Source organism: Kitasatospora sp. NPDC002040 (assembly GCF_040296785.1).
Lineage (GTDB): Bacteria > Actinomycetota > Actinomycetes > Streptomycetales > Streptomycetaceae > Kitasatospora.
Genome location: NZ_JBEOXV010000002.1, coordinates 112,974 through 135,948, shown reverse-complemented (window position 1 = coordinate 135,948; position 22,975 = coordinate 112,974). Strand labels below are relative to the sequence as shown.

At 72.6% G+C, this 22,975-nt stretch carries 21 protein-coding genes and 1 pseudogene; 13 read left to right on the top strand and 9 right to left on the bottom strand.

Annotated features, from left to right (window positions below; translation table 11 throughout):
* Nucleotides 1–58: 58 nt before the first annotated feature.
* The 3 genes from ABT118_RS06025 to ABT118_RS06015 are packed head-to-tail and all read right to left on the bottom strand — an operon-like array spanning nt 59 to nt 1,771.
* Nucleotides 59–511, bottom strand: a complete 453-nt coding sequence (locus tag ABT118_RS06025; RefSeq protein WP_350645243.1) for a roadblock/LC7 domain-containing protein — start codon at nt 509–511, stop codon at nt 59–61.
* A gap of 37 nt (nt 512–548) precedes the next feature.
* A complete protein-coding gene (locus ABT118_RS06020) occupies nt 549–1,388 on the bottom strand; it encodes a transcriptional regulator (protein ID WP_350645242.1) in 840 nt (279 codons plus the stop codon).
* A complete protein-coding gene (locus tag ABT118_RS06015; protein WP_350645240.1) occupies nt 1,388–1,771 on the bottom strand; it encodes a hypothetical protein in 384 nt (127 codons plus the stop codon). The genes ABT118_RS06020 and ABT118_RS06015 overlap by 1 nt, the downstream gene beginning before the upstream one ends.
* A gap of 458 nt (nt 1,772–2,229) precedes the next feature.
* Here ABT118_RS06015 and tdh point away from each other — a divergent pair, with 458 nt between their 5' ends.
* Nucleotides 2,230–3,258, top strand: coding sequence for an L-threonine 3-dehydrogenase (gene tdh / locus ABT118_RS06010; protein ID WP_350645238.1), 1,029 nt, complete (start codon nt 2,230–2,232; stop codon nt 3,256–3,258).
* Between the two features lie 28 nt (nt 3,259–3,286).
* A complete protein-coding gene (locus tag ABT118_RS06005; protein ID WP_350645237.1) occupies nt 3,287–4,522 on the top strand; it encodes a glycine C-acetyltransferase in 1,236 nt (411 codons plus the stop codon).
* 594 nt (nt 4,523–5,116) lie between these two features.
* Here ABT118_RS06005 and ABT118_RS32715 read toward each other — a convergent pair.
* Nucleotides 5,117–5,485 (bottom strand): annotated as a pseudogene (locus tag ABT118_RS32715) (WXG100-like domain-containing protein); the annotation flags it as partial.
* Nucleotides 5,486–5,688: 203 nt separating this feature from the next.
* On the opposite strand from ABT118_RS32715, the gene ABT118_RS05995 reads away from it, so the two are divergent.
* Together ABT118_RS05995 and ABT118_RS05990 are read left to right on the top strand one after the other, a co-directional pair.
* Nucleotides 5,689–6,606 (top strand): LysR family transcriptional regulator, encoded by a 918-nt coding sequence (locus tag ABT118_RS05995; protein WP_350645235.1) that lies wholly within the window; start codon nt 5,689–5,691, stop codon nt 6,604–6,606.
* Nucleotides 6,607–6,787: 181 nt separating this feature from the next.
* A complete protein-coding gene (locus ABT118_RS05990) occupies nt 6,788–7,687 on the top strand; it encodes a Gfo/Idh/MocA family protein (RefSeq protein WP_350646280.1) in 900 nt (299 codons plus the stop codon).
* On the opposite strand, the gene ABT118_RS05985 is transcribed toward ABT118_RS05990, so the two are convergent.
* Both ABT118_RS05985 and ABT118_RS05980 read right to left on the bottom strand, forming a co-directional pair.
* Nucleotides 7,659–8,090, bottom strand: a complete 432-nt coding sequence (locus ABT118_RS05985; protein WP_350645234.1) for a PPOX class F420-dependent oxidoreductase — start codon at nt 8,088–8,090, stop codon at nt 7,659–7,661. The two genes, ABT118_RS05990 and ABT118_RS05985, sit on opposite strands and share 29 nt — an antisense overlap.
* Before the next feature lie 168 nt (nt 8,091–8,258).
* Nucleotides 8,259–8,939, bottom strand: a complete 681-nt coding sequence (locus tag ABT118_RS05980) for a transglycosylase family protein (RefSeq protein ID WP_350645233.1) — start codon at nt 8,937–8,939, stop codon at nt 8,259–8,261.
* Nucleotides 8,940–9,550: 611 nt separating this feature from the next.
* Between ABT118_RS05980 and ABT118_RS05975 the strand changes: the two genes are divergently transcribed.
* The 7 genes from ABT118_RS05975 to ABT118_RS05945 are packed head-to-tail and all read left to right on the top strand — an operon-like array spanning nt 9,551 to nt 16,636.
* Complete coding sequence (locus tag ABT118_RS05975; RefSeq protein WP_350645232.1) at nt 9,551–11,218, top strand: purple acid phosphatase family protein; 1,668 nt, start codon at nt 9,551–9,553, stop codon at nt 11,216–11,218.
* Nucleotides 11,218–12,396, top strand: coding sequence for a non-hydrolyzing UDP-N-acetylglucosamine 2-epimerase (gene wecB, locus ABT118_RS05970; RefSeq protein WP_350645231.1), 1,179 nt, complete (start codon nt 11,218–11,220; stop codon nt 12,394–12,396). Before ABT118_RS05975 ends, wecB begins: the two co-directional genes overlap by 1 nt.
* The gene (locus ABT118_RS05965; RefSeq protein WP_350645230.1) at nt 12,393–13,055 is read left to right on the top strand and encodes a PIG-L deacetylase family protein; all 663 of its coding nucleotides are present in this window, start codon (nt 12,393–12,395) and stop codon (nt 13,053–13,055) included. The genes wecB and ABT118_RS05965 overlap by 4 nt, the downstream gene beginning before the upstream one ends.
* Nucleotides 13,052–13,756, top strand: coding sequence for an HAD family hydrolase (locus ABT118_RS05960; protein ID WP_350645229.1), 705 nt, complete (start codon nt 13,052–13,054; stop codon nt 13,754–13,756). Before ABT118_RS05965 ends, ABT118_RS05960 begins: the two co-directional genes overlap by 4 nt.
* The gene (locus tag ABT118_RS05955; RefSeq protein ID WP_350645228.1) at nt 13,753–15,090 is read left to right on the top strand and encodes a glycosyltransferase family 2 protein; all 1,338 of its coding nucleotides are present in this window, start codon (nt 13,753–13,755) and stop codon (nt 15,088–15,090) included. Before ABT118_RS05960 ends, ABT118_RS05955 begins: the two co-directional genes overlap by 4 nt.
* Nucleotides 15,087–15,635 carry a hypothetical protein gene (locus ABT118_RS05950; RefSeq protein ID WP_350645227.1) on the top strand — a complete coding sequence of 183 codons (549 nt, stop codon included), beginning with the start codon at nt 15,087–15,089 and terminating at the stop codon, nt 15,633–15,635. The genes ABT118_RS05955 and ABT118_RS05950 overlap by 4 nt, the downstream gene beginning before the upstream one ends.
* 2 nt (nt 15,636–15,637) lie before the next feature.
* Nucleotides 15,638–16,636: an ATP-grasp domain-containing protein gene (locus tag ABT118_RS05945; RefSeq protein WP_350645226.1), complete on the top strand. Its 999-nt coding sequence runs from the start codon at nt 15,638–15,640 to the stop codon at nt 16,634–16,636.
* A gap of 455 nt (nt 16,637–17,091) precedes the next feature.
* On the opposite strand, the gene ABT118_RS05940 is transcribed toward ABT118_RS05945, so the two are convergent.
* Nucleotides 17,092–17,619 carry an MFS transporter gene (locus ABT118_RS05940; protein WP_350645225.1) on the bottom strand — a complete coding sequence of 176 codons (528 nt, stop codon included), beginning with the start codon at nt 17,617–17,619 and terminating at the stop codon, nt 17,092–17,094.
* A gap of 200 nt (nt 17,620–17,819) precedes the next feature.
* Here ABT118_RS05940 and ABT118_RS05935 point away from each other — a divergent pair, with 200 nt between their 5' ends.
* Complete coding sequence (locus ABT118_RS05935; protein ID WP_350645224.1) at nt 17,820–18,461, top strand: hypothetical protein; 642 nt, start codon at nt 17,820–17,822, stop codon at nt 18,459–18,461.
* A gap of 265 nt (nt 18,462–18,726) precedes the next feature.
* On the opposite strand, the gene ABT118_RS05930 is transcribed toward ABT118_RS05935, so the two are convergent.
* Nucleotides 18,727–20,727 (bottom strand): M60 family metallopeptidase, encoded by a 2,001-nt coding sequence (locus ABT118_RS05930; protein ID WP_350645223.1) that lies wholly within the window; start codon nt 20,725–20,727, stop codon nt 18,727–18,729.
* Nucleotides 20,728–21,414: 687 nt separating this feature from the next.
* Here ABT118_RS05930 and ABT118_RS05925 point away from each other — a divergent pair.
* Nucleotides 21,415–22,002, top strand: a complete 588-nt coding sequence (locus tag ABT118_RS05925) for a hypothetical protein (RefSeq protein WP_350645222.1) — start codon at nt 21,415–21,417, stop codon at nt 22,000–22,002.
* Between the two features lie 781 nt (nt 22,003–22,783).
* On the opposite strand, the gene ABT118_RS05920 is transcribed toward ABT118_RS05925, so the two are convergent.
* On the bottom strand, nt 22,784–22,966 hold the full coding sequence (locus ABT118_RS05920; protein ID WP_350645221.1) for a hypothetical protein: 183 nt from the start codon (nt 22,964–22,966) through the stop codon (nt 22,784–22,786).
* Between the last annotated feature and the right edge of the window lie 9 nt (nt 22,967–22,975).

Here is a 22,975-nt window from a genome sequence, read left to right as displayed (position 1 = left end):
GCGCTCCTTCTGGGGTGAAGTACTGGGGAGAGGTACTGAGGAGAGGTACGGCGGAAGGTCAGTCGTGGTCGTGGCGGGCCAGCGCGGCGTCGGAGAGCTCGGCGATCCGGCGCCCGGCCCGGCGGGCCTCCAGGTGCAGGCGGCCGATGTTGGCGTCCGGCCCGGCGAGCAGGGTGAGCACCACGAAGGTGCCCGCCGCGTAGGTGGCGGTGTAGCCGAGCTCGCCCCGGGTGAGCAGCTCGCGGAACTCGCCCTGCCCGGTGGCCTCGGCGAGCCGTGCGCCGACCCCGAGCGCGGCCGCGGTGAGCGCCGCGACCCCGGACGGCTCCAGGCCCCGGGTGTCGTGGGCGACCACCAGGCCGTCGGTGGTGGCGACCAGACTGCCGGTCAGGTGCGGCACTCTGGCCCGCAGCCCGCGCAGTTCGTCGGTCAGGCCGGGGTCGGCGAGCAGCTCGGGATCGATCAGGGTGGGTGGCCGGCGGCCGGTGAACTGTCGCAAGGTGCGCTTCATGACTCGAGAGGGCGGACGGTACGGACGGGCGGAACACTCACAGTCGGGCCTCCAGGCCGGCTCGGATCCTGAGCAGCAGGGCGACGTACGGATCGGACGGGTCGAGCGGCGCCGCGGCCACCGGCGCGGCTGCGGGTGCCGGTGCGGCGGGCGCAGGGGCGGTGGCCGGTTCGATCAGCCCCCGGGCCGCCAGGTGCCGGATGTCCAGCACGGTGCCGAAGGCCGACCGCCCCAGCAGCAGCGCGATCTCGGCCGGGGTGCGGAGCCCGTCGGCGGCCTCCAGCACGGCCCGGCGCCGCCGGGTGCAGCCGCGCGGCACGGCGCCGGAGCGGCGGCGGACGGCGGCCGAGTCCAGCAGCGGTGACGGCCAGACCCGGTCGAGCAGCACCCGTCTGCGGCCGACCGCCACCCGCAGCTCCCGGACGCCCATGGGTCTGGCCAGGGTGAACAGCGGGGTGGGGGCGGGGGCGAACCTGATCTCGTCGCCGGACCGGCTCAGGACGATGTACGCGGCGTCCAACACCGCGGTGAGCTGGCAGAGTTGGAGCTCCCCGGCGCTCACCCGGCCGGACTCGACCAGCTGCTCGGCCATGGTGCGGCCGGTGTTCAGGGCGGCGTCCAGCTGCTCGGCCCACTCGGCGCCGGTCAGCCGGCCGCAGCCGGTGAGCAGGGCCCGGACTCCCGGCGCGGCCGGGCTCTCGGCGTCCACCACCGCGCCGTCGGCGAGGTGCAGGGTGCCCGCGCTGCCGTACAGGGCGCCGGTGGCGCGGGAGCCGGCCAGGTCGGCCAGGGCCGCCTCGATCGAGCGGGCGGGGGCGCAGCCGGTGCGGTGCCGGTGCGGCAGCCGGTGGGCGGGGGCGTGCAGGGTGACGGCCATCAGTCCAGCACCAGCCGGGCGGCTATGCCGGCGAGCCGGAGCCTGGCCAGGGCCAGGTTGGAGCGCTCGCGGTCGAGCCGGAGGTAGAGGATCAGGCTGCTGTCGAAGTCCGTCTCGAGGAAGCGGACCAGGTGGTAGGCACCGGCCGAGCTGAGGATCAGGTCCTCGGCGGCCGCCGTCCCGGCGGCCGGGTCGGCGAACGAGGCGCTCTGGGTGACCGCCCGGGCCAGCTCGGTGGCGTCGGCGGCCCCGGCCTCGTGGTCGCCGCCGGGCCCCTCGCCGGCGGTGCCGAGCGCGAGGCCGCTGGTCCAGTCGACCAGGCTGACCCCGAGGGCACCCGGCACGCCCATCGCCTCGGCAAGGCAGTCATCGATTCCCGGCACCGTCCGCACCCCTCAGGCCGTACCCGTGGCAGGGCACACGTGTGTCACCGCACTCACTCGCGGTAACCTCTGCGGGACGTAACGCTAGTCCGGTCCATCCGATCGTGGGCGGATTCCGGCATAATCCTCGGGCATATGCCCGAATCTGCTAGGGTCAACGCCCTTTCACCGCAACGGACCTGACGGAGTATCGGGCGCACGCCCGGCCCGGGGCGGGCGCGGACGGCGCAGTCCGCCCCCGGTACCGCCGTACGGGTGAGCATCGGCCCGGCGGCGGGCGGGCGGCGGCGGGCTCGGGGACGATCGTGAAGCCGAGCTGTGGCGGCCGTTAAGAATTCCTCGATGGACCGCAGCGGCGCCCAGCAGGCAGATTGCACAGTGCCGCGCGGCCCCGGTGAAGATCCGGCCCGGCCGCCGGCCGTCCAGGTCCGTCCCACCGTGCGTCAGGAGCCGTCGCCGTGAAGGCACTCGTCAAGCAGAAGGCCGAGCCGGGGCTCTGGCTGATGGACGTCCCCAAGCCCGAGATCGGCCCGACCGAGGTGCTGATCAAGGTGCTGCGGACCGGGATCTGCGGCACCGACCTGCACATCAGGAAGTGGGACGGCTGGGCGCAGCAGACCATCCGCACGCCCCTGACGCTCGGCCACGAGTTCGTCGGCGAGGTGGCCGAGATCGGCGCCGCCGTGGCGGACGTCAACGTCGGCGACCTGGTCAGCGGCGAGGGCCACCTGGTCTGCGGCAAGTGCCGCAACTGCCTGGCCGGGCGCCGCCACCTGTGCCGCAACACCATCGGCCTGGGCGTCGGCCGGGACGGCGCGTTCGCCGAGTACGTGGCGCTGCCCGCCTCCAACGTCTGGGTGCACCGGGTGCCGGTCGACCTGGACGTGGCGGCGATCTTCGACCCGTTCGGCAACGCCGTGCACACCGCGCTCTCCTTCCCGCTGGTCGGCGAGGACGTGCTGATCACCGGCGCGGGCCCGATCGGCATCATGGCCGCCGCGGTCGCCAAGCACGCCGGCGCCCGCAACGTGGTGATCACCGACGTCTCGCCGTACCGCCTCGACCTGGCCCGCAAGGTCGGCGTCACGCTGGCGCTGAACGTGGCCGAGCAGACCATCGAGGACGGCCAGCGGCAGCTCGGCATGCGCGAGGGCTTCGACGTCGGCCTGGAGATGTCCGGCCGCCCCGAGGCGATGCAGTCGATGATCGCCAACATGACGCACGGCGGGAAGATCGCCATGCTCGGCCTGCCCGCCGAGCAGTTCCCGGTGGACTGGGCCTCGATCGTCACCTCGATGATCACCATCAAGGGCATCTACGGCCGCGAGATGTTCGAGACCTGGTACGCCATGTCGGTGCTGCTGGAGGGCGGTCTCGACCTCTCCCCGGTGATCACCGGCCGCTACGCCGCCGCGGACTTCGAGGCCGCCTTCGACGAGGCCGCCGGCGGACGCTGCGGCAAGGTCATCCTCGACTGGACCATCTGACGTTCTCCCTCACCAGGTAGGAGCTCCTGTGTTCGACAACGTCCGCGACGATCTCGCCGCGACCCTGACCGAGATCCGCGAGGCCGGTCTGTTCAAGCCCGAGCGGGTGATCGGCAGCCCGCAGAACGCCGCCGTCACCGTGACCGGCGGCGGGCAGGCGGGAGAGGTGCTGAACTTCTGCGCCAACAACTACCTCGGCCTGGCCGACCACCCCGCGGTGCTCGCCTCGGCCAAGGAGGCGCTGGACCGCTGGGGCTACGGCATGGCCTCGGTGCGCTTCATCTGCGGCACCCAGGACGTGCACAAGCAGTTGGAGGAGCGGCTCTCCGGCTTCCTCGGCCAGGAGGACACGATCCTCTACTCCTCCTGCTTCGACGCCAACGGCGGCGTGTTCGAGACCCTGCTGGACGAGCGCGACGCGGTCATCTCGGACGCGCTCAACCACGCCTCGATCATCGACGGCATCCGGCTCTGCAAGGCCCGCCGGCACCGCTACGCCAACCGCGACCTGGCCGACCTGGAGAAGCAGCTCCAGGACAGCCAGGACGCGCGCCGCCGACTCATCGTCACCGACGGCGTGTTCTCCATGGACGGCTACGTCGCACCGCTCCGGGAGATCTGCGACCTCGCGGAGCGGTACGACGCCATGGTCATGGTCGACGACTCACATGCCGTCGGCTTCATCGGCAAGGGCGGCCGGGGTACCCCCGAACTCCATGGGGTCATGGACCGCGTCGACATCATCACCGGCACCCTCGGCAAGGCGCTCGGTGGGGCCTCCGGCGGGTACGTCGCGGCGCGAGCGGAGATTGTTGCGCTGCTGCGCCAGCGCAGCCGCCCGTACCTTTTCTCCAACTCCCTGGCCCCCGTGATTGCCGCCGCCAGCCTGACCGTGCTGGACCTGATTGAGCATTCCGGGGACCTGCGAGACCGGCTGGCCGCCAACACGGCCCTGTTCCGAGCCCGAATGACCGCCGCCGGCTTCGACATTCTTCCCGGAGACCACCCGATTGCCCCCGTTATGGTTGGAGACGCGGCCCAGGCTGGTCGGCTGGCTGAACTGCTGCTGGCCCGCGGCGTTTACGTGATTGGCTTCTCCTTCCCCGTGGTTCCCCACGGGCAGGCCCGCATTCGGGTGCAGCTTTCCGCCGCTCATTCCACCGAGGACGTTGAGCGCGCTGTCGAAGCCTTCACGTCCGCCCGAGCCGAGCTTGCCGCCGAGCTTGCCGCCGCCGAAGTTGGGGCGCAGGCTGTCGAAGGCTGACAGCCCGGGGTCGCGCCGGCCGCCCGCGCCGCCGCCCCCGGTCTGACCGCCGGCTCCGCCCGCGAGGACGGGGCCGGCGGGGCCCTTGCCGAACTGGGCGCTGAGCAGCGACATGCCGCCGTTCATCTGCTGGGTGTGGGTGTCCTCGTTCTCGCTCAGGTTGCGGACCACCGTGTCCATCTTGTCGGCGGTGCCGCGGAACGAGTTCAGGATCCGGGTCAGCACCTCCGTGCCGACGGTCTTGGCGACCTCCTCGGCGATGGCGATGGCGAGCTTGCCGAACGCGTCGCCGGGCTTGCCGACGTCCAGGCTGTCGACCACCCGGCGGAACGAGCTGCCCGCGCTGTCGACGTCGTCCGAGTGCTTCCGGATCTCCAGCGCGCACTGCGCCATCGCCGCCACGTCGACGCCGAAGCCCTTGCCCGCGCCGCCGCTGCCGGAGCCGCTGCCCATCACCTTGGCCACCACGGTGTCGGCCAGGTCGGCGATCGGCTTGGCCAGCTCGTGGGCGAGCCGGGAGACCGCCTCGTCCAGGATCTTGGTCATGACGACCTTGCCGGCCGCGATGATGGCAGGCGTGCTCAGGCCGAAGGTGGCCGAGGAAGCCGCCAACTGGGCCTGGATGTTGATGAGTTGGACCAGAGCCTGGCCCTTGCAGACCTGGATCACCAGTGCGGCGGCCTTGATCGCGGTGGAGGCCGTCCCCAGGACGTCGACGACGATGCCGGAGTACTTGGAGATGGTGCCCCACAGCTCCGCCAGTTTGTCGGCCGACTCGCCGTGGTAAACCTCGCCCAGTTTCGCGAGCGCCTTGTCGGCCGCCATCTGGGTGGAGTCGATGGCGGACGCCAACCGGTCCAGTTGCTCGGCGAGTTTGACCAGCTCGTCCTCGTTCGCCTGGGGCCAGTTGACCCCGAGGAGTTTCAGGACGAACGTCAATTCCGACGGTAATTCCAGTGCCATAGCTGCTGCCCCCCAGCTGCTCCGTGGTCGGCCCGTGTGTCGTCGACCCCAGCGTAGTAGGAGGTGACGACAAGGGAACAAGAGGTGACGGGCTGGTACAACTCCGTTACGGCGGAGGGCTGCTGGGACGGTCGGGATTCGGCCAGCCGGCCCGGCCGGGTGGCCGGGAACGAGCGGTCCGGTGCGCTGGCAGAATGGGTGGCGTGATCGACGCAAGACGGTTGCGGACCCTGCGGGCCGTGGCCGACCACCGGACGGTGACGGCCGCCGCGGCCGCGCTCTACCTGACCCCCTCGGCCGTCTCCCAGCAACTCGCGGCGCTGGAGCAGGAGACCGGCCACGAGCTGCTCGCGCGGGACGGCCGGGGAGTACGGCTGACCGCGGCGGGGGAGATCCTGCTGCTGCACGCCGATCTGGTGCTGGCCCAACTGGAGCGGGCCGAGGCGGACCTGGCCGCCTACCGGGACGGCGTCGAGGGCGAGGTGACGGTGGCGGCGTTCGCCACCGGGATCGCGCTGGTGCTGGCGCCGGCCATCGGTGCGCTGGCGCAGACGGCCCCGGGCGTCCGGCTCAAGGTGCTGGACGCCGAGGGGGACGCCAGCCTGCCGATGCTGCTGGACGGCCGGGCGGACATCGCGGTGGCGGTGGAGTACCGGGGGGCGCCCAGGGCGGACGACCGCCGGCTGACCCGGGTGCCGCTCTACGCCGAGCCGTTCGACGCGGTGCTCCCGCTCGGGCATCCGCTGGCCTCCGGCCAGGGCCCGATCGCGGTGGCCGAGCTGGCCACCGAGCCGTGGATCGGCCCCTATCCCGGCAACCCGTGCCACGACGTGGTGCTGCTGGCGTGCGAGTACGCCGGGTTCCAGCCCCGGCTGGTGCACTCCTCGGACGACTTCCGCGCCGTGGTCGCGCTCGCCTCGGCCGGGGCCGGGGTGGCGCTGGTGCCGCGCTCGGCGCTGCGCGGGACCGAGCTGTCGGCGGTCGCGGTCCGGCCGGTGGACAGCGCGCTGGCCACCCGCAGGGTGTTCGCGGCGGTCCGGGCCGGGGCGGAGCGGCACCCGCTGGTCCGCCCGGTGCTGGCCGCGCTGACCGCCGCCGCCGGGTCGCTCGCGGTGGAGTGAGGACGGCCCTCGCGGCGGCGGTCGCAAGTGCGCCGGTGGGCGGCCGTCCTGACTGATCAGCACCCGTTCTGGCATATGCTGCCGGGTGTGGCCGGGCACCACGACGGCGTGGCGCCGCCGCTGGACGAACGGTTGGAGTACCCCGATGAGCGAGCACGTCCCGGACCCCGCGACCGAGCCCATCCCGGTCGGGGTGATCGGCCTGGGCGACATCGCCCAGAAGGCGTACCTGCCGGTGCTCACCGCCCTGCCCGGCCTGGACCTGCGGCTGATGACCCGGGACCGGGCCAAGCTGGACCGGATCGCCGACACCCACCGGATCGCGCAGCGGTACACCGACCTCGGCGAGCTGATCGACAGCGGCATCCGGGCCGCCTTCGTGCACGCCGCCACCGACCAGCACGTGCCGATCACCACCGCGCTGCTGGAGGCGGGCATCGACGTCTACGTCGACAAGCCGCTCGACTACCACCTGGCCGGCGCCCGCAAGCTGGTCGAGCTGGCCGAACGCGAGGGCCGCTCGCTGATGGTCGGCTTCAACCGGCGCCACGCACCCGGCTACGTGATGGCCAAGGAGCGGCCCCGCGACCTGATCGTGCTGCAGAAGAACCGCGAAGGGCTGCCGGAGGCCGCCCGGACCCTGGTCTTCGACGACTTCATCCACGTGGTCGACAGTCTGCTCTTCCTGGTGCCGGGGGAGGTCGAGCACGTGGACGTCCGGTCCCGGGTCCGGGACGGCCTGGTCGAGCACGTGGTGCTCACGCTGGCCGGGGACGGCTTCACCGCGCTCGGCATCATGAACCGGCTCAGCGGCTCGACCGAGGAGATCCTGGAGGTCTCCGGCGGCGACTCCAAGCGGGCCGTGCACAACCTCGCCGAGGTGATCGACCACCGGGGCCAGCCGACCGTGCGCCGCCGGGGCGACTGGGTGCCGGTGGCCCGGCAGCGCGGGATCGAGCAGGTGGTGACGGGCTTCCTGGACGCCGTCCGGTCGGGCAAGGTGCTCTCCGCCCGGGACGCGCTGTACACCCACGAGCTGTGCGAGCGGATCGTCAACGAGCTGGAGACGCAGGCGCGCTGACGTTCCGTGCGGCGGAGCCCCGGCGCTCCAGGTTCCAGCTGATCACCCGGTCCGGACGGATCCGGATCACCTCGTCGCTGAAGAACCCGGCCGCCTGGGGCGGCTCCACCCCCGTCAGGAGCTCGGCCCGGCCCCGGAGTTCGATCCCGCGCCCCCAGCCGGGGGCGTGCGGATCGTCCGCCGGGGCGAAGTCGTCCACCACGAACGAGGCCAGCGGATTGGCTTGCAGATTCCGGTACTTGCGGCTCTCGCTGAGCTTCGGCCCACCGATGTCGACGGTGTCGTCCGGGTTCAGCCGGAACGACACCGGCCGCACCTGCGGTCCCCCGTCCGGCCCGACCGTGGCCAGCCGCCCCAGCGGCTGCCCCGCCAGGTAGGCCCGCTCCTGCTCCGTCAGTGCCATCGCCGTCTCCCGTTCCGTGAGGTCCTGCCGGAACGGTAGGAGATGAAGCGCGCTTGAAGTCAAGCACCGGCCGATGCCTCACCGGACCTGGTGCACAACGAAGCCTCCCTTGCGCTGACCGAGGTCAGTGGAGGGAGGCTTCGTCGTATGCGTGTACCGGCTGTCGGGTCAGATGCTGAGCAGCTGGCCGGGCAGGATCAGGTCGATGTCGCTGCCGATGACTGCGGCGTTGTTGGTGTAGAGGGTGTTGAGGTTCACGCCGTGGGCGGCGGCGATGGCGTTGAGGGTGTCGCCGCTCTTGACGGTGTAGTTGCCACCGGTGCTCTTCTGCGCCGGGGTGGTCTTCTCGACGGGCTTGCGCTCGGTGCTGCGCGAGGCTGCCGTGGTGTCGTTCTTCGGCGCGGCCTTGGTGCTCTGGTCCGCCGACTTGGTGGTGGTGTCGACCTGGGCGGGGGTGCCGCCCTTGGTGAGGCCGGCCTTGACGGAGCAGACGGGCCAGGCGCCGGGGCCCTGGCCTGCGAGGACCTTTTCGGCGACGGCGATCTGCTGGCCCTTGCTGGCCTGGTCGGCGGAGGCGGCGTACTGGGTGCCGCCGTAGGCGGCCCAGGTGCTGGGGGTGAACTGGAGGCCGCCGGAGAAGCCGTTGCCGGAGTTGATGTTCCAGTTGCCGGTGCTCTCGCACTGGGCGACGGAGTCCCAGGTGGAGCTGGACGCGGCGGAGGCGGAGGTGGCCGTGACGAGGCCTGCTACCGGGAGGGCGGCCACAGCGCCGCCGATGAGGACCATCCGCAGGCGGTTGCGCTTGGCGGAGGTGGTGGTGGCAGTGGTGGTCTCGTTACGGAAGGTCATGCAGATCCTCTCGGAAGCCCCGGGCGGACAGCACGCAGCCGCCCCCGCTTGGCGGGGGTGTTCTGCGGGATGTCGCACGTCACGGGCGGCTGTTCACGTGTCCGACGTGGTGTGCCGCCCCGGTCACCTTCGCCGCGTGGGCCCGGCCGCTTGGTGGGCGGGGGCTGCGGGTGGTGGACCCGGGTGGTGCGCTGTGCACTGGTTACGAAGCTACGAGCGATCGGGGCCCGTGGGCAAGCATTTCGGTGAAACGGCAGCTCAGAGCGGGGTTACCGAAGGTACGGGCGGGGTCGGGCCCCTGATTTCAAGGGCCGGGCAGGTCCTGCGGAGGAGCGTTCCGGGCCCCGGTGTGCCCGGCGTCACCCCGCACGGGTGGCGATGCCGGGCACACTGTCGACCCAACGCGAGGACACGGACACGGAAGGTCGCATTCGGTAGCGTCGGCGGTGGCCCCCCTCACACGTCGAGCCCCGAACCCGGTTCACCGAACGTACATCCGGACGCCCCCTGCCCTTCAGTCATGATCATCTGACTGGTCACGGAAGGGCTGGAGCCTCACCGGGGCGGAACGATCCCGTCCGATTCGCCGCTCCACCGAGAAAGGCAACCAGGTGGACCTCCCCGGACCCCGGGTTTCCCGTCGCCGCGCCGACGAGATGACCATCGCCGAGCAGTACGACTACTGGCAGGACGTCAGGAAGAGCGTCTCCCGACGCCGCTTCCTCCAGGCGAGCGCGATCGGCGCCGCCGCCGTCGCGGCCGGGCCGACCCTGCTCACCAGCTCCGCGCAGGCCGCCCCCGGCGACGCGGTCACCCCGTTCGGCCGGCACCTGGCCTTCGGCAACGACCCCACCAAGCAGATGCGGGTGGCCTGGCAGGTGCCGGCCGCCGTGAACAACCCCGTGCTGCGGCTGGGCACGTCGGCGGGCGACCTGAGCCAGGTGGTCCAGGGCGACCTGCGCGCGCTGCACAGCGAGTACGGCACCGCCGCTCCGCTGGACCAGTTCTACGGCCACGCCGCGCTGGACGGTCTCGCCCCGGGCACCACCTACTACTACGCGATCGGCCACGACGGCCTGGAGGCCGCGTCCGGCCCGGTGAACAGCTTCACCACCGCCCCGGCCGGCGGTTCGCTCCAGCCGTTCACCTTCACCGCGATGGGCGACCAGGGCGCCAGCACCCAGGCGGCGCTGGAGAACGCGCAGATCCTGGCGCAGAAGCCGGTCTTCCACCTGCTGGCGGGCGACATCTGCTACGCCGACTCCAGCGGCCGCGGCACCCTCACCGACTCGTACAAGCCGCAGGTCTGGGACAGCTACCTGACCCAGATCGAGCCGGTCGCCCAGTCGGTCCCGTGGATGGTCGCCACCGGCAATCACGACATGGAGCCCTGGTACTCGCCCAACGGCTACGGCGGCCACGCCAAGCGGCTGGACCTGCCGACCAACGGCCCGTCCAACTGCCCGTCGGTGTACTCCTTCACCTATGGCAACCTCGCCGTGCTCTCGCTGGACGCCAACGACGTCAGCAACGAGATCCCGGCCAACCGCGGCTACTCGGGCGGCGCCCAGACCACCTGGCTGGAGCAGACCCTCAAGGACCTGCGGGCCAACCCGGCGATCGACTTCATCGTGGTCTTCTTCCACCACTGCGCCTACGCGGTGACGACCAGTCACGCCTCCGAGGGCGGGGTGCGCACCTCCTGGACCCCGCTGTTCGACAAGTACAACGTCGACCTGGTGGTCAACGGCCACAACCACATGTACGAGCGGACCGACCCGATCCGCAGCGGCACCCCGACCCGCGCGGTCGCGGTCGGCGGCACCGTCGACCCGGTGGCCGACGGCACCACCTACGTGGTGGCCGGCGGTGGCGGCGCGAGCCTCTACAGCCTGCCCGCCAACGGCCCGGAGAGCTACGCGGGCAACGTCAACGACTCGGCCGGCGTGGCCGGTTACGCCTGGAACGGCTCAGGCGGCAAGTCCACCGAGACGGTCGCCTGGTCCCGGGTCCGCTACCGGGGCCACAACCTGATCGCGGTGGACGTCACGCCCGCCGCGCCCGGGCAGAAGGCCACCCTGACCATGCGCGGCATCTCGGTCGAGGGCGCCAAGACCGGTACCGAGATCGACCGCGTCACCATCGTCCGGACCACCCCCGTGGTGGACACCCCGGCCTTCGGGATGCCGGCCGTGCTGACCGGCGCCGCACTGGCCGCCGGTGCGGGCTACCTGGCCTGGCAGAAGCGCCGCAGCGGCCTCGAGGTGCCGTCCTCCTGATGGACACTCAGAGTCACGGCCCGGCCGGGGCGGCCAGCCCCGGCCGGGCCCTGCGGGCCCACCTGTTCGCGGGCACCCGGCCGGAGATCGTCAAGCTCGCCCCGGTCGCGCTCGCGCTGCGCGCGGCCGGCGCCGAGGTCCGGCTGATCGCCACCGGGCAGCACCACGACCAGCGGATGGCCGGGGACTTCTTCACCGGTCTCGGCGTCGAGCCGGACGCCCGCTGGACGCTGGCCGGGGACGAGTCCGAGCGGGTCGCCGCGCTGCTCGGCCACGCCCTGGCCCACTTCAGCACCGAGCGGCCCGACGTCGCCGTCGTCCAGGGCGACACCTGGACGGTGCCGCTCACCACACTGGCCGCCCGCCGCCACGGCGTCCCGGTCGCCCACGTCGAGGCCGGACTGCGCTCGGGCAACCCGCTCTCCCCGGAGGAGTCCAACCGCAAGGTGGCGGCCGCGCTGGCCACCGTGCACCTGGCCCCCACCGAGGGCGCGGCCGCCAACCTGCGCGCCGAGGGCGTACCCGCCGACGCCGTCCACCTGGTCGGCAACACCGTCTGCGACGTGCTGCGCGCCTCCGCAGTCCCGGCCGTGCCACCGGCCGACCGCAGCGGCATCCTCGTCACCGCGCACCGCCCCGGCACCGTGGACACCGCGGAGCGCCTCACCGCCCTGGTCGCCGTGGTCCGCGCGCTGGCCGACCGGCACGGCCCGGTGGTCTTCCCCGTCCACCCCCGCACCGCCGACCGGCTGGCCGCCTTCGGCCTGACGGACCGGCTGGCGGAGCACCCGGGCATCATCCTGCTCCAGCCCCAGCCGCACCGGCGGATGCTGGAGCTGATCGCCGGCTCCGGCCTGGTGGTCACCGACTCGGGCGGCCTCCAGGAGGAGGCCGGCTGGTTCGGCGTCCCGGCGGTGGTGCTCCGGGAGAGCACCCCGCGGCCCGAGGGCGTCGCACTCGGCCAGGCCCTGCTGGCCGGCCTCGACCCCGCCCGGGCACTGACCGCCGCCACCACCCTGCTGGCCCCGGCCGAGCAACTCCGCATCGCCGCGATGCCCTGCCCGTACGGCGACGGCCGCTCCGCCGAGCGCATCGCCGGCCTGCTGACCGACCGTCATCACCGGGGCCTGCTCGCCCTGCGCGAGCCGGGCCACGTCCCCGAGGAGATACCCGGATGACCCGCGTGCTGGCCGTCGGGGCCCACCCCGACGACATCGAACTCGGCTGCGGCGGCACCCTGCTGCGGGCCCGCCGGGACGGCGCCGAGGTCACCATGCTGGTGCTCACCGACGGCCGGCGCGGCCCGGGCGACCCCGCGTTGCGGGCCCGCGAGCAGCGGCAGGCGGCCGAGTACCTGGGCGCCGAACTGGTCGACGGCGGCTTCCGCGACGGTGAACTCACCTGCGGCCCGGCCCTGGTGGACCGGATCGGTCAGGTGCTCGACCAGGTCCGCCCGGACCTGGTGCTGACCCACGCGCCCAACGACTCGCACCAGGACCACCGGGCCGCCGCCGAGGCCACCGTGGCGGCCGCCCGGCTGCTCTCCAGCGTGCTGCACTACGAGTCGCCCTCCACCCTCGAGTTCCACCCCACCGTGTTCGGCGACGTGACGGGCCTGATGCCCGACAAGCTGACCCTGCTCCGCCACCACGTCTCCCAGGTGATCGGCGCCGGCCGGGTCGATCCGGAGGCGCTCTCCGCGCAGGCCAGGTTCCGAGGCTTCCAGGGGCGGGTGACCGAGGCGGAGGGGTTCTCGGTGACCCGCGCCCTCCTGGACGTCCGGAGCCTGGCCGTCCCCCGGCCCCGGTACGCCGCCGAGGCCGAGGGCCTGGTGTGACCACCGACCGGGCGCCGCTGGGCGTCCTGCTGGACCTGGACGACACGCTCTACCCCCAGGCCGAGTTCCTCGACCGGACCTGGGCGGCGGTGGCGGCGGCCGGGGCCGGGCTGGGCCTGGACGGTCCGGCCCTGCGGGCCGCGCTGCACCGCGCCGCCGAGGCCGGCAGCGACCGGGGCGGCCTGATCGACGGGGCGCTGGCCGAGCTGGGCGCCGACCCGGCGTCAGCTCCAGCCCTGGTCACCGTCTTCCGCGACTTCCGCCCGACCCGCCTCACCCCCTATCCGGGCGTGGCCGAGCGGCTGCCACGCCTCGCCGCCCTGGTCCCGGTGGTGCTGCTCACCGACGGGAACCCGGAGCAGCAGCGGGCCAAACTGGCCGCCACCGGCCTCGGCGCCGCGCTGCGCGCGGTGGTCTGCACCGACGAGCCGCACGGCCGCACGCATCGCAAGCCGCACCCGTCCGGCTTCCTCAACGGCCTTGCCCTGCTGGGCTGTTCGGCCCAGGACGCGGTGATGCTCGGCGACCGCCCGGAGAAGGACGTGGCCGGCGCCCAGGCGCTCGGCATCCGGGCCCTGCGGGTCCGCCAGGGCGAGTACGCCGACCGTCCCGACCCGGCCGGGCTCTGGCACTCCGCCGCCACCACCGCCGAAGCGCTCGACCACCTGATCACCCTCTGCACCGCGAAAGCCGCTCCGTGACCCCACCGCTCACCCCCCGCCGGACCGTGCCCCGCCGAACGGTCCTCCTCCGCCTGGCCGTCGCCGCCGCCCTGCTGGCGGCCCTGGTCCTCGCCCCGGTCTGGGGCCACCGGGCGGCGGTGCTGCTGCTGACGGCGGCCTTCGCCGCCTACCTCCTGCGCCACCTGGTCTTCCTCACCGCCGCGCTGCGCCCGGCACCCGCCGAGCCTCCGGGACCCGAACGGACGCCCAGCGTCACGGTGCTGATCCCCTGTCACAACGAGGCCAAGGTGGTGGACGGCCTGACCACCGCGCTGGCCGCCCTCGACCACCCCGCCGAGCTGCTCCAGATCGTCTTCGTGGACGACCGCTCGAAGGACGGTACCGGCGACCTGCTGGAGGCCGCGATCGGCGACCGCCCCGGCTGGCAGGTGCTGCGCCGGGCCCCCGAGGCCGTCGGCGGCAAGTCGGCGGCGCTGAACGACGCGCTGGAGCTGGCCACCGGCGAGATCGTGGTGGTCTTCGACGCCGACCACCAGCCCGCCCCCGACTGCCTGCGCGAGCTGCTGCGCCCGTTCGCCGACCCGCTGGTGGCCGCCGCCCAGGGCCGCTGCGTGGTCCGCAACCCGGGGGACAGCGTGATCGCCCGCCTGGTCGCGATCGACTACCTCTGCGGCTACCTGGTCAACATGGCGGGCCGGGCCCGGGTGTTCGGCCTGCCCGCGTACGGCGGCGCCAACTGCGCGGTGCGCACCGAGGTGCTGCGCGAGCTCGGCGGCTGGAACGTCGCCTCGGTCACCGAGGACACCGACCTCTCGGTCCGGGTCTGGCTGAGCGGGCGCCGGATCGGCTACGCCGAGCGGGCGGTGGACACCGAGCTGGCCGTCACCGGCCTCGGCGCCTACTACCGCCAGCGCTACCGCTGGGCCCGCGGCCACCAGCAGGTCTGCCGGGACTACCGCGGGCAGTTGCTGCGCACCCCGCACCTGGGCCTGCTGGAGAAGGCAGAGGCCTTCCTCTTCCTCTACGTGTTCCACGTGCCGGTGCTCTGCGTCGCCGCTGTGCTGCTGGCCGGGATCGAGCTCAGCGTGCCCGGGCTCTCCACCGTCGGCGTGCTCTGGCCGGTCGCCCCGCTGATGGCGGCCGGGCCGGTGCTGGAGATCGGCGGCGGCCTGGTCCGGGCCGGTGCCGGGCGCCGCGAGGTGCTGCCGCTGCTGCTCTTCCCGCTGCTCTTCGTGGTCTCGATGCTGCTCTGCACCCGTGCCCTGCTGGACGGTTGGGCCGGCGCCCGGTACTCCTGGGTGAAGACCGAACGCACCGCGCACGCGCCGAACGCCCGCGGAGCGGTCTCATGAGCCCGCGCCGCGTCCGTCTCGGCCACCCCCTGCTGCGGGTGCTCGCCGTGGTGCTGCTCACCGTTTTGCTCGGCTGGTACGCAGCCGGCCCGGTGACCGAGCTGGAGGCCGCCGCCACCGCCCGCCTGGCCGGCTGGACCGGCCTGGAGCTGACCCGGGCGGTACCCGGGACCAACCTGGTCCGGGGCTTCTACGGCCACCAGCCGTTCTACATCCGGGTCACCCCGTCCTGTTCGGCCCTGACGGTCGGTGCGGCGGCGGCCGGGGTGTCGCTGCTGATCCTCGGTGGCAGCCGCCGCCAGCGGGTCGGCGGCGCGGTGCTCGCGGTCGCCGTGCTGGCGCTGGGCAACCTGGTCCGGCTGGCCGCCGTGCTCTGGGTGGGCCGGGACGCCGGGATCCCGGCCATGGTCACCTTCCACGACTGGGGCGGCACGGTCTTCTCCTACGCCCTCCTGCTCACCGCCGTCCTGCTCCTGATCGCCGTCCGCCTGCCCCGCCGCGCCCGCTCCACCCCCGCCGACTCCGCTGCTCCCGAAGGACCGTGACCGTGCCTCACACCTCCCGCCCGCTCGGCCCCGACCCCGACCTCGCCGGCCTCCGGGTCCTGGTGACCGGCTGCGGCGGCCCGGCCGGCGTCGCCGTGGTCGAGGAGCTGGCCGCCCTCGGGGCCGTCCCGGTGGCCGCCGACTGCGACCCGTACGCCGCCGGGCTGCACCTGGGGCACGCCTCGGTGCTGCTCCCGTTCGCCGACGCGGCCGACTACCCCGAGCGGTTGCTGGCGGCGGCGGTCGACGAGCGGTGCACGGCGGTGATCGTGACGGTGGGGGAGGAGCTGCTCCGGGTGGCGGGCCGGGAGGCCGAGTTCGCCGCCCACGGGGTGGCCGCCTGGTTCCCGTCCGCACGGGCGGTGGCGGACTCGCTCGACAAGTGGGCCTTCGCCGGGCGGATCGAGGCGGCCGGGGTGGCCGGTCCGCGCAGCGCGCTGGGTGGGCCCGAGGACCTGCCCGGGCCGTGGATCGTCAAGCCCAGGGCCGGCCGGGGCTCCCGGGACGTCTACCCGGTGGACGACCCGGCGGACTTCCCCACCCTGCTCCGCCGCGTCCCGGAGCCGCTGGTGCAGACCCGCCTGACGGGCCGTGAGTTCACCGCCGACTGCCTGATCGCGCGGGACGGCACGGTGCTCGGCGCGGTCCCGCGCTGGCGGGCGCAGACCCGCGCCGGGATCTCCACCCGGGGCACCACCTTCACCGACCCCCGGATCGACCGGCTGGTCACCGATCTGGCCGCCGCCCTCGGCCTCACCGGGGTCTGCAACGTCCAGGGCTTCCTGGACGAGCACGGCCCGGCCCGGGTGGTGGAGGTCAACCCGCGCTTCTCCGGCGGCCTTCCCATCTCGCTGGCCGCCGGCGCCGACCTGGTCGGCCAGTTCCTCCGCGCCACCCTCGGCCTCCCGGTCCACCCCGACGCCCTGCGGGCCGAACCCGGGGTGACCACCGTCCGCTGGTTCGCCCAGCGCACCGCCCCCGTCCCGGCCCTCACCCACTGACGGCGGGTCGGGCCACGGACGACCATCCGGTCACGGTCTCCGCGCGACGCAGCCGGCGCCGGCGATGCAGCGCCGGCCGGCTGTACTCGGCTTCGGTCACTGGCAAACACCGTTGCCGAACCTGAGCCGACGGCCGACCACCAGGCCGGTCGGCGAAGTCCGCCACCGCTCCGCCCGAGGTGTCCCCTTTTCCCGGGTCCCGATCAAGGAGGAAGAACGCACACGAGGAGTGGTGCGCCCCGGGGCGGCGGGGGGGGCGCACCAAACGGTGTGGGGGGGGGGGGGGGCGGGGGGTGTTGGGATAGGCCGGTGTGCGCCGAGGGGCGCCCCCACCGCCGCCCCCGCGCCGCCCGTGGTGCCCCCTTCGCCGGGGCCCCTACCAGGGAGTAAGACCCCACCCGTGGTGTGCCCCCCCGCTTGCCGCGGGGCGGTCCACTCAACCGTGTGTCGGTGCGTCAGGCGGCGGGTGTTCTTCGCATGCCCTGGTAGGCGCAGAGCGCGGCCACCAGGCCGACCAGGCCGCACACCCACCAGATCCCGTTGCCGAGTGTGCTCCAGGCGAGCACGCCCAGCGTCGGGCCGAGCGCCAGACCGACCCCGAACCCGGCCTGGTGGGCCGCGATGTAACGGGCCTTCACCGCCGGCGGGTAGGTGGCCGGGTGGGCGAACATGGTCGGCCCGCTGATCATCACGCCGAACACGAACACCACGGTGCAGAGCACGATCGTCACGCTGGAGCCGAAGGGCAGGCCGTACCCGGCCACCCCGAGGGCCATCAGCGCGGTGCCGATGCCGCCCGCCAGGTAGGGCCGCCAGCGCTTCACGTAGCTGGTGAGCTTGAGTTCGCAGCTGATCAGGATCACCGAGGAGGCGGTCAGCACCGTGCTGTAGAGCGCGGTCGGGTGCCCCTCCGCGCTGATCTTCAGCGGCAGCGCCACGGTGTACTGCACGTAGATCACCGAACCGAGGACGAATGTGCCCACTGCGGGAGCGTCCCTTCGGCGGTCCGGGCGGACACGCTCGGCCCGGCGGCCGACAGTCTTCAGCGGCCTCGGAGGCTGCGGCCGAGGTGATCGGCCTACGGGGCCGGTTCCAGTCCGGCGCCTCCAGTAGACCGGTCACGTCACGGTGAGTACCCAATCGACAGCACATGGTTGTCAGTAGCTCGTGAGAGCGTGCTCCGGTGCTGATCCCCCTCACCGAAGCCCGGCAGACGGTGGCCGCGGCGCTCCCGATCACCGTGTTGCGCGCCGCCCCCGACGCCCTCCATCCGCACTGGCTGCGGGACACCGGCCACTACTTCCTCGGCGCGGTCCCCCTGCGGGGCCTCAAGCGCAGCGGGCAGTGGCACGTCGACGACACAGACCTCGCTCCGGCGGTGCGGGCACTGGCCGAGACGGCCGGCAGCCCGGGCCGGCTGATTCCGGCGGGACTGCCCTGGAGCAGCCTGGAGCGATCCGACCCCAGCCGCGACGACTGGCGGCTCGCCGTGCAGTGGGAACTGCTCTGCAGGGCGGCGGCCGCACGGCCGCGGAAGAAGCCGGCCGACCTTCTGGACGCGGGCCTGGATCCTGTGGCCCAGCACGAGGCGGTGACGCCGGTCGGCCGGATACTGGCCAGATGCGAGCCGCCCCGGGTCGAGCCGCTGGTGATCGGCGGCATCGCGGTGATGGACCTGGTGACGCGGCGGTCCGGATCCTGGTACGTGCCCGCCGGATGGGCGGCCGTCCTGGACAGCTGGCAGCACAGCAGGCTGGAGTTGCTCGCCGAAGCGCGGCGCGGCGCCGGATGCGGGGTGCCGGCTGCGGACCGGGGGCAGGAGTAGGTTGGGCCCCATTCCATACGGAACGGGGCCCAACTTGCTTCGAGGCGGTGCCGTCTTGCGACCTCACTCAGCCGACCGAACATACGGGATGGTCAGACCGACCATGTGGCAGCCTGAGCAGCCCAGTTGAGCTACAGAACGTCACATGGCCCGCTCTGCAACAACGCCGCTCCCCGCCCCGCACTGGGTGCTGTGGCTTCGAGGTCTCCTGCCGCCCGGCGCGAGGCCCGGGCGGCAGGGCCACGGCGTCGAATGCGACGGGGTGTCAGGGGGTGGTGTGGAGTGCGGTGAGGGTGTGGGGGCCGTTCATGGTGACGGGCAGGGGGTTGGCGGTGCCGGCGGGCTTGCCGTCGAGCTGCCAGCCGGTGAAGCCCTTGGGGTCGGTGGTGGCGTGGTCGACGGTGCCGGTGGCGTAGCGGCCGCCGGGGAGGTCGAGGGTGATGTTGCCGGTGGTGGTGAGGGGCTGTCCGCCGCCCAGGACGGCGATGCGGGTCAGGTCGCCGGTGGGCTGGGGCAGGCCGAGCGGTGCGCAGACGCCCTGGCTGCCGGCGACGCCCCAGGTGGTGAAGAAGGCGCTGAGGTCGCGGCCGGTGGCGGTGCAGGCGGTGGTCATGTAGTAGTCCCGCTTGGACTGGTCTCCGCTGAACTTCGGCTTGTTCTCCCGGGTCAGCTGGTAGACCTTGGCCTGCGCGGCGTCACCGTAGGCAACACGCAGCTGCTCCAGCATGACGAGCTTGGTGAACAGCTGCGAGTAGGGGCAGGAGGGGTCCTCCTTGGTACCGCCTTCCATGTTGAGCGGGACGCAGTCGTAGTCGCGCTGGTCCTTGGGGAGTTGGAGCCACTTCCAGGCGTCGTTCCAGGTGTTGGGGTGCTCCTCGTCCGCAAGGGGGTTGGTGCGCTGGACCGCGAGCGAGAACTGGTTGACGGTCACCTCGGTCATCGCCAGCCAGGTCCAGGTCTGCTGGTTCTCGTGGCCCATCTCGTGGAAGGTGCCCCATGAGGTGCTGGTCCGGGCCGGGTCCAGGGCGCCACGCATGTAGCCGTGGCCGCGCGGGAAGGAGATGTGGTTGTCCCCGGAGCTGAGGATCCCGCCGAAGGTGTTGCTTGCCGCTTCCACCAAGAACTGGCGCAGCGGCCCGACGTGGTGAACCGGCTTGGAGTCGTCGAAGCCGGCGACGTCCTGCTCGACCTTCCAGATGTGGCTGTAGGCCTCGTGGAGGGCGTTCTGGTCGGTGTCGCGGTAGGTCATGGCGCTGTCGCGCATCACGGTGAGGACCATGTGGTCGCCGCTGGACTGCACCCAGGGCAGGGTGCTGGCCTCCAGCATCGCCCGCCACTGCGCGTTGGTGGTCCGGTGCTGCTCGTAGTAGGGGACGGGCACCGCGCTCTGGCCCAGTGTCAGGGACACGGGGGGGGGTGCGGTGGCATCGAGGGAGTCCTTGGCGTACCGGAGGTAGAGGAGGCCGCCGAAGGGGTCGCTGATGCGGTTGGCCCCGGGGCTCAGGCGGCGGACAGCCGGTTTGGGCCGGTCACGCGCCGCGTCGTCGGTGGCGGAGACCAGGTCCCAGGTGCCGATCATGAGGTCGACCGGCGGGGCGCCGGGCACGGTCGCCAGGTTGATGTCGAGGTCCTGGCCGGGGTTGAGGTAGAAGCCGGTGGGCTGGACGTCCGCCAACAGGTACTTGCGCTGGGTGCGCTCGCGCTCGGAGGCGGAGGAAGGCAGGGCCTGGAGCGTGAGGGCGCGGGGCTGGGTGAACAACTCCGGTTTGGTCTGCTGGAAGGGTGGTTGGGCGGGGGTGGTCTGCCAGGTGTAGGTGTGGGCGGCCCGGCCGGTCTCCTTGCCCTGCTTGTCCCGGATGACTACCTCCACGGTCGCCGACACCGACGCCGCCGCACTCTGGTCGTCGACCGTGAAGGCCAGGTCGGATGTCCAGTGCATGTTGGGCGTGGCCCAGCCCGCGCCGTAGGAGCACACGGTGGTGGCGGTGGGGTTCTTCACCGGGCATGAGGCTCCGGCGTTGTCGACGGAGTATGTGCGCAGTCCCGGCGACGGCGTGACGGTCAGTTCGACCGACCCGGTGTCGCTGCGGGTGCCGAAGGTGACGTCGGCGCTCGCGGTGACGCCCCGGCCCTTGGCTGCGCTGCCTCCGCCCTTCGGGGTCAGCGTCACCGCCGGGGCATCGCCGCGGACATCGGCGGCCACGCCGGTGCCGGCGCGCGGTACCGCGAGCGCCGGTGCCGCCAGGGTCAGGGACAGTAGGGACACCAGGACGGCGCCCGCTCGCGCGGGACGCCTCCGAGGACCGTGCATGAAACCGCCTCCAGAAAGACCCCCCTGGTGGAAGGCCAGCTCACAAGTACGGTCACCCACCGGCCACGCCCACGGGCCAGGCGGGTGACGGTCCGTCAGCACCACGCCGATCCGCCACGACCCACCGAGAGCACTTCGAACGCGTACAGTCTTCACTTCCCGCATCTGGCAGCGCCGCCCTCCCCCGACCGCAGCCCGCGCCATCACCGTCGACCGCCATGGCCCCACGCGCTACAGCACCCCAGTGCGCCCGGCCGGAGCCCGGCAGCAGCCGAAGACAACGTGGGCCACCCAGAACCGGCACGCCGACCTTCACCCCGATCCGACCGGCGCCTCCTGCCAGTACCACCCCGGCGCACTGCGGACGGCGTACTCAACCCGCTCCGCCGCCGAACCACCGCCCCGCCAACCACCCCGCACGACAACCGATACTCCACCCAGCTGGCCAGCAGAGCGGGAAACGATCTTGACAGGCCGGGGAAGCGCCGCGTCAATCAAGCCCCATAACTCCAGGTCAAGGGATTTCGTCGGTTGGCCAACCTCTTGGACCGTGGACTTCAGCACCCGGTCCGGGGTCTGGCCTCCGAGCCTCTGCCACATAGACTTAATACTCACATGGCGGAGAGTGCAGGGAGTGGCGCAGTGGTTGGTACTGGATCGAAGCCGGTGATCGTGGGCGGGCAGGAGCTCGCGGCGATCTACGACGGGCCACCGCGCAACACGGCGCAGTGGCTCCAGCGGGGATCGCTGGACTACGGCGAAGCGAAGATCATCAGCGGCCGGGCCTACTGGACGTTGCAGTTCGCCGTCGCGCTCGGCGAGCGGTTCGTGCGCCCGAAGGAGCCGAACATGGCGGTCGTCGCGGAGCTGGTGGAGGCGCAGTCGCCCGGGAAGAGTCTGGCGTCGGCCCTTGCCGTGCATCGGGCGGACCTGCCGCCGATCGTCGGCAAGCAGGAGTTCGCCACCATGATCGTCGGCGAGGACGCGGCGCACGCCCTGCCGAGGCTGGACTTCGCCCTCGGTGCGGGGACGTTCCCCCCGCCGGACTGGAAGCTGTCCGGCTCCCCTCTGTGGCTGCTGGACACCGCCCTTGAGGGCGCCGCGCGGATGAATGCGACGAAGGGCAAGCCGGTGATCATCGACGAGGAGGTGCTGGAGAGCCTGCGCAACGGCACCTACGACGGGCCTGGTTCGGTGGTCCTGACCAGGGGCGCCAAGAAGAAGAGCTGACCAACCCCATGGATAGATAGAGTATAGAATCAAGGAACAAGGTGACGCCCTCTCGGGGGGCACGTCACTCCGGCGCGGGCGCCCGCTGACCAGCCGCATCTGCGGCCCATCGAGCCCGACGGCTGCAGACGCTCTCACGGCCGGCCGGTGGGCAGGGGTAGTCGTGGTTGAACGTGCCCTGCTGGAACTGGGCTCGCGCCCCGGCGGAGAACTCCCTGCCCTCGGGGGTGGTGTCTGGGTTCAGCCCCGGCGCCGGCCGGTGCCCGGAAGGTGCACGAGAGCGTCCCACTGCGGATCTGGGCGGGTCGGCACGGTACGGCCGAACGTCTCCCACAGGCCGGCCAGTTCGGCGAACAGTGGTGGATCCGCATCCGCCGACACCACGCCGGCGTCGAGTGCGGCGCCCCTCACGAACCCGGGCACGGGCCCTGTACGCGACTCTGGGATCAGAACCGGGACACGGGCGTGGGAAGGAGCACGGGAGAAGGCCGGAACGGACACGGACAGTCCAACGATCCAGCCCCCGCCAGGATGCGGCCTCGCACCAGCAGCTGCCGGTCAAGGGCTCATCCGGTCACCGTCTGATCAGCCGCTCTCACAGCACACCAGGCGGTGACTTCCCGGCACCACAACCGCCGCCAGATCGGAAGCTCGCGGATGCCGTCGAGTTTTGCGACCGAGGAACTCTTGGGATTGGTTCTGACCTGGGGTGCCACGTCCCGTAGGTTTCCACGACGGTCGATTGGCGCCTCCCGCGTGGCGCTGATCTGTGCGTGGTGGGTCAGCCCTCCAACTCGGCCTCGTCCAGCGGGGCCTCGGCGAGGGTCTCGACGAGCTCCCCGTCGGGCGACATGGAGTGGATGTAGCCGGGCAGGGCCGCGCTGAGGGCCTTGGCCAGGGTGGCGGTGTCCAGGCCGAGGAACTCGGCGAGGCCGGTCAGGCAGACGCTGCGGAACTGGCCCATGAGCTCGCC

Bases quoted from the DNA above. Each gene is read 5' to 3' on its own strand.
- wecB (WP_350645231.1), top strand. From the start codon at position 11,218: ATGGACACTCAGAGTCACGGCCCGGCCGGGGCGGCCAGCCCCGGCCGG.
- ABT118_RS05980 (WP_350645233.1), bottom strand. From the start codon at position 8,939: ATGACCTTCCGTAACGAGACCACCACTGCCACCACCACCTCCGCCAAG.
- ABT118_RS06025 (WP_350645243.1), bottom strand. From the start codon at position 511: ATGAAGCGCACCTTGCGACAGTTCACCGGCCGCCGGCCACCCACCCTG.
- ABT118_RS05965 (WP_350645230.1), top strand. From the start codon at position 12,393: ATGACCCGCGTGCTGGCCGTCGGGGCCCACCCCGACGACATCGAACTC.
- ABT118_RS06020 (WP_350645242.1), bottom strand. From the start codon at position 1,388: ATGGCCGTCACCCTGCACGCCCCCGCCCACCGGCTGCCGCACCGGCAC.
- ABT118_RS05985 (WP_350645234.1), bottom strand. From the start codon at position 8,090: ATGGCACTGACGGAGCAGGAGCGGGCCTACCTGGCGGGGCAGCCGCTG.
- ABT118_RS05950 (WP_350645227.1), top strand. From the start codon at position 15,087: ATGAGCCCGCGCCGCGTCCGTCTCGGCCACCCCCTGCTGCGGGTGCTC.
- ABT118_RS05920 (WP_350645221.1), bottom strand. From the start codon at position 22,966: ATGGGCCAGTTCCGCAGCGTCTGCCTGACCGGCCTCGCCGAGTTCCTC.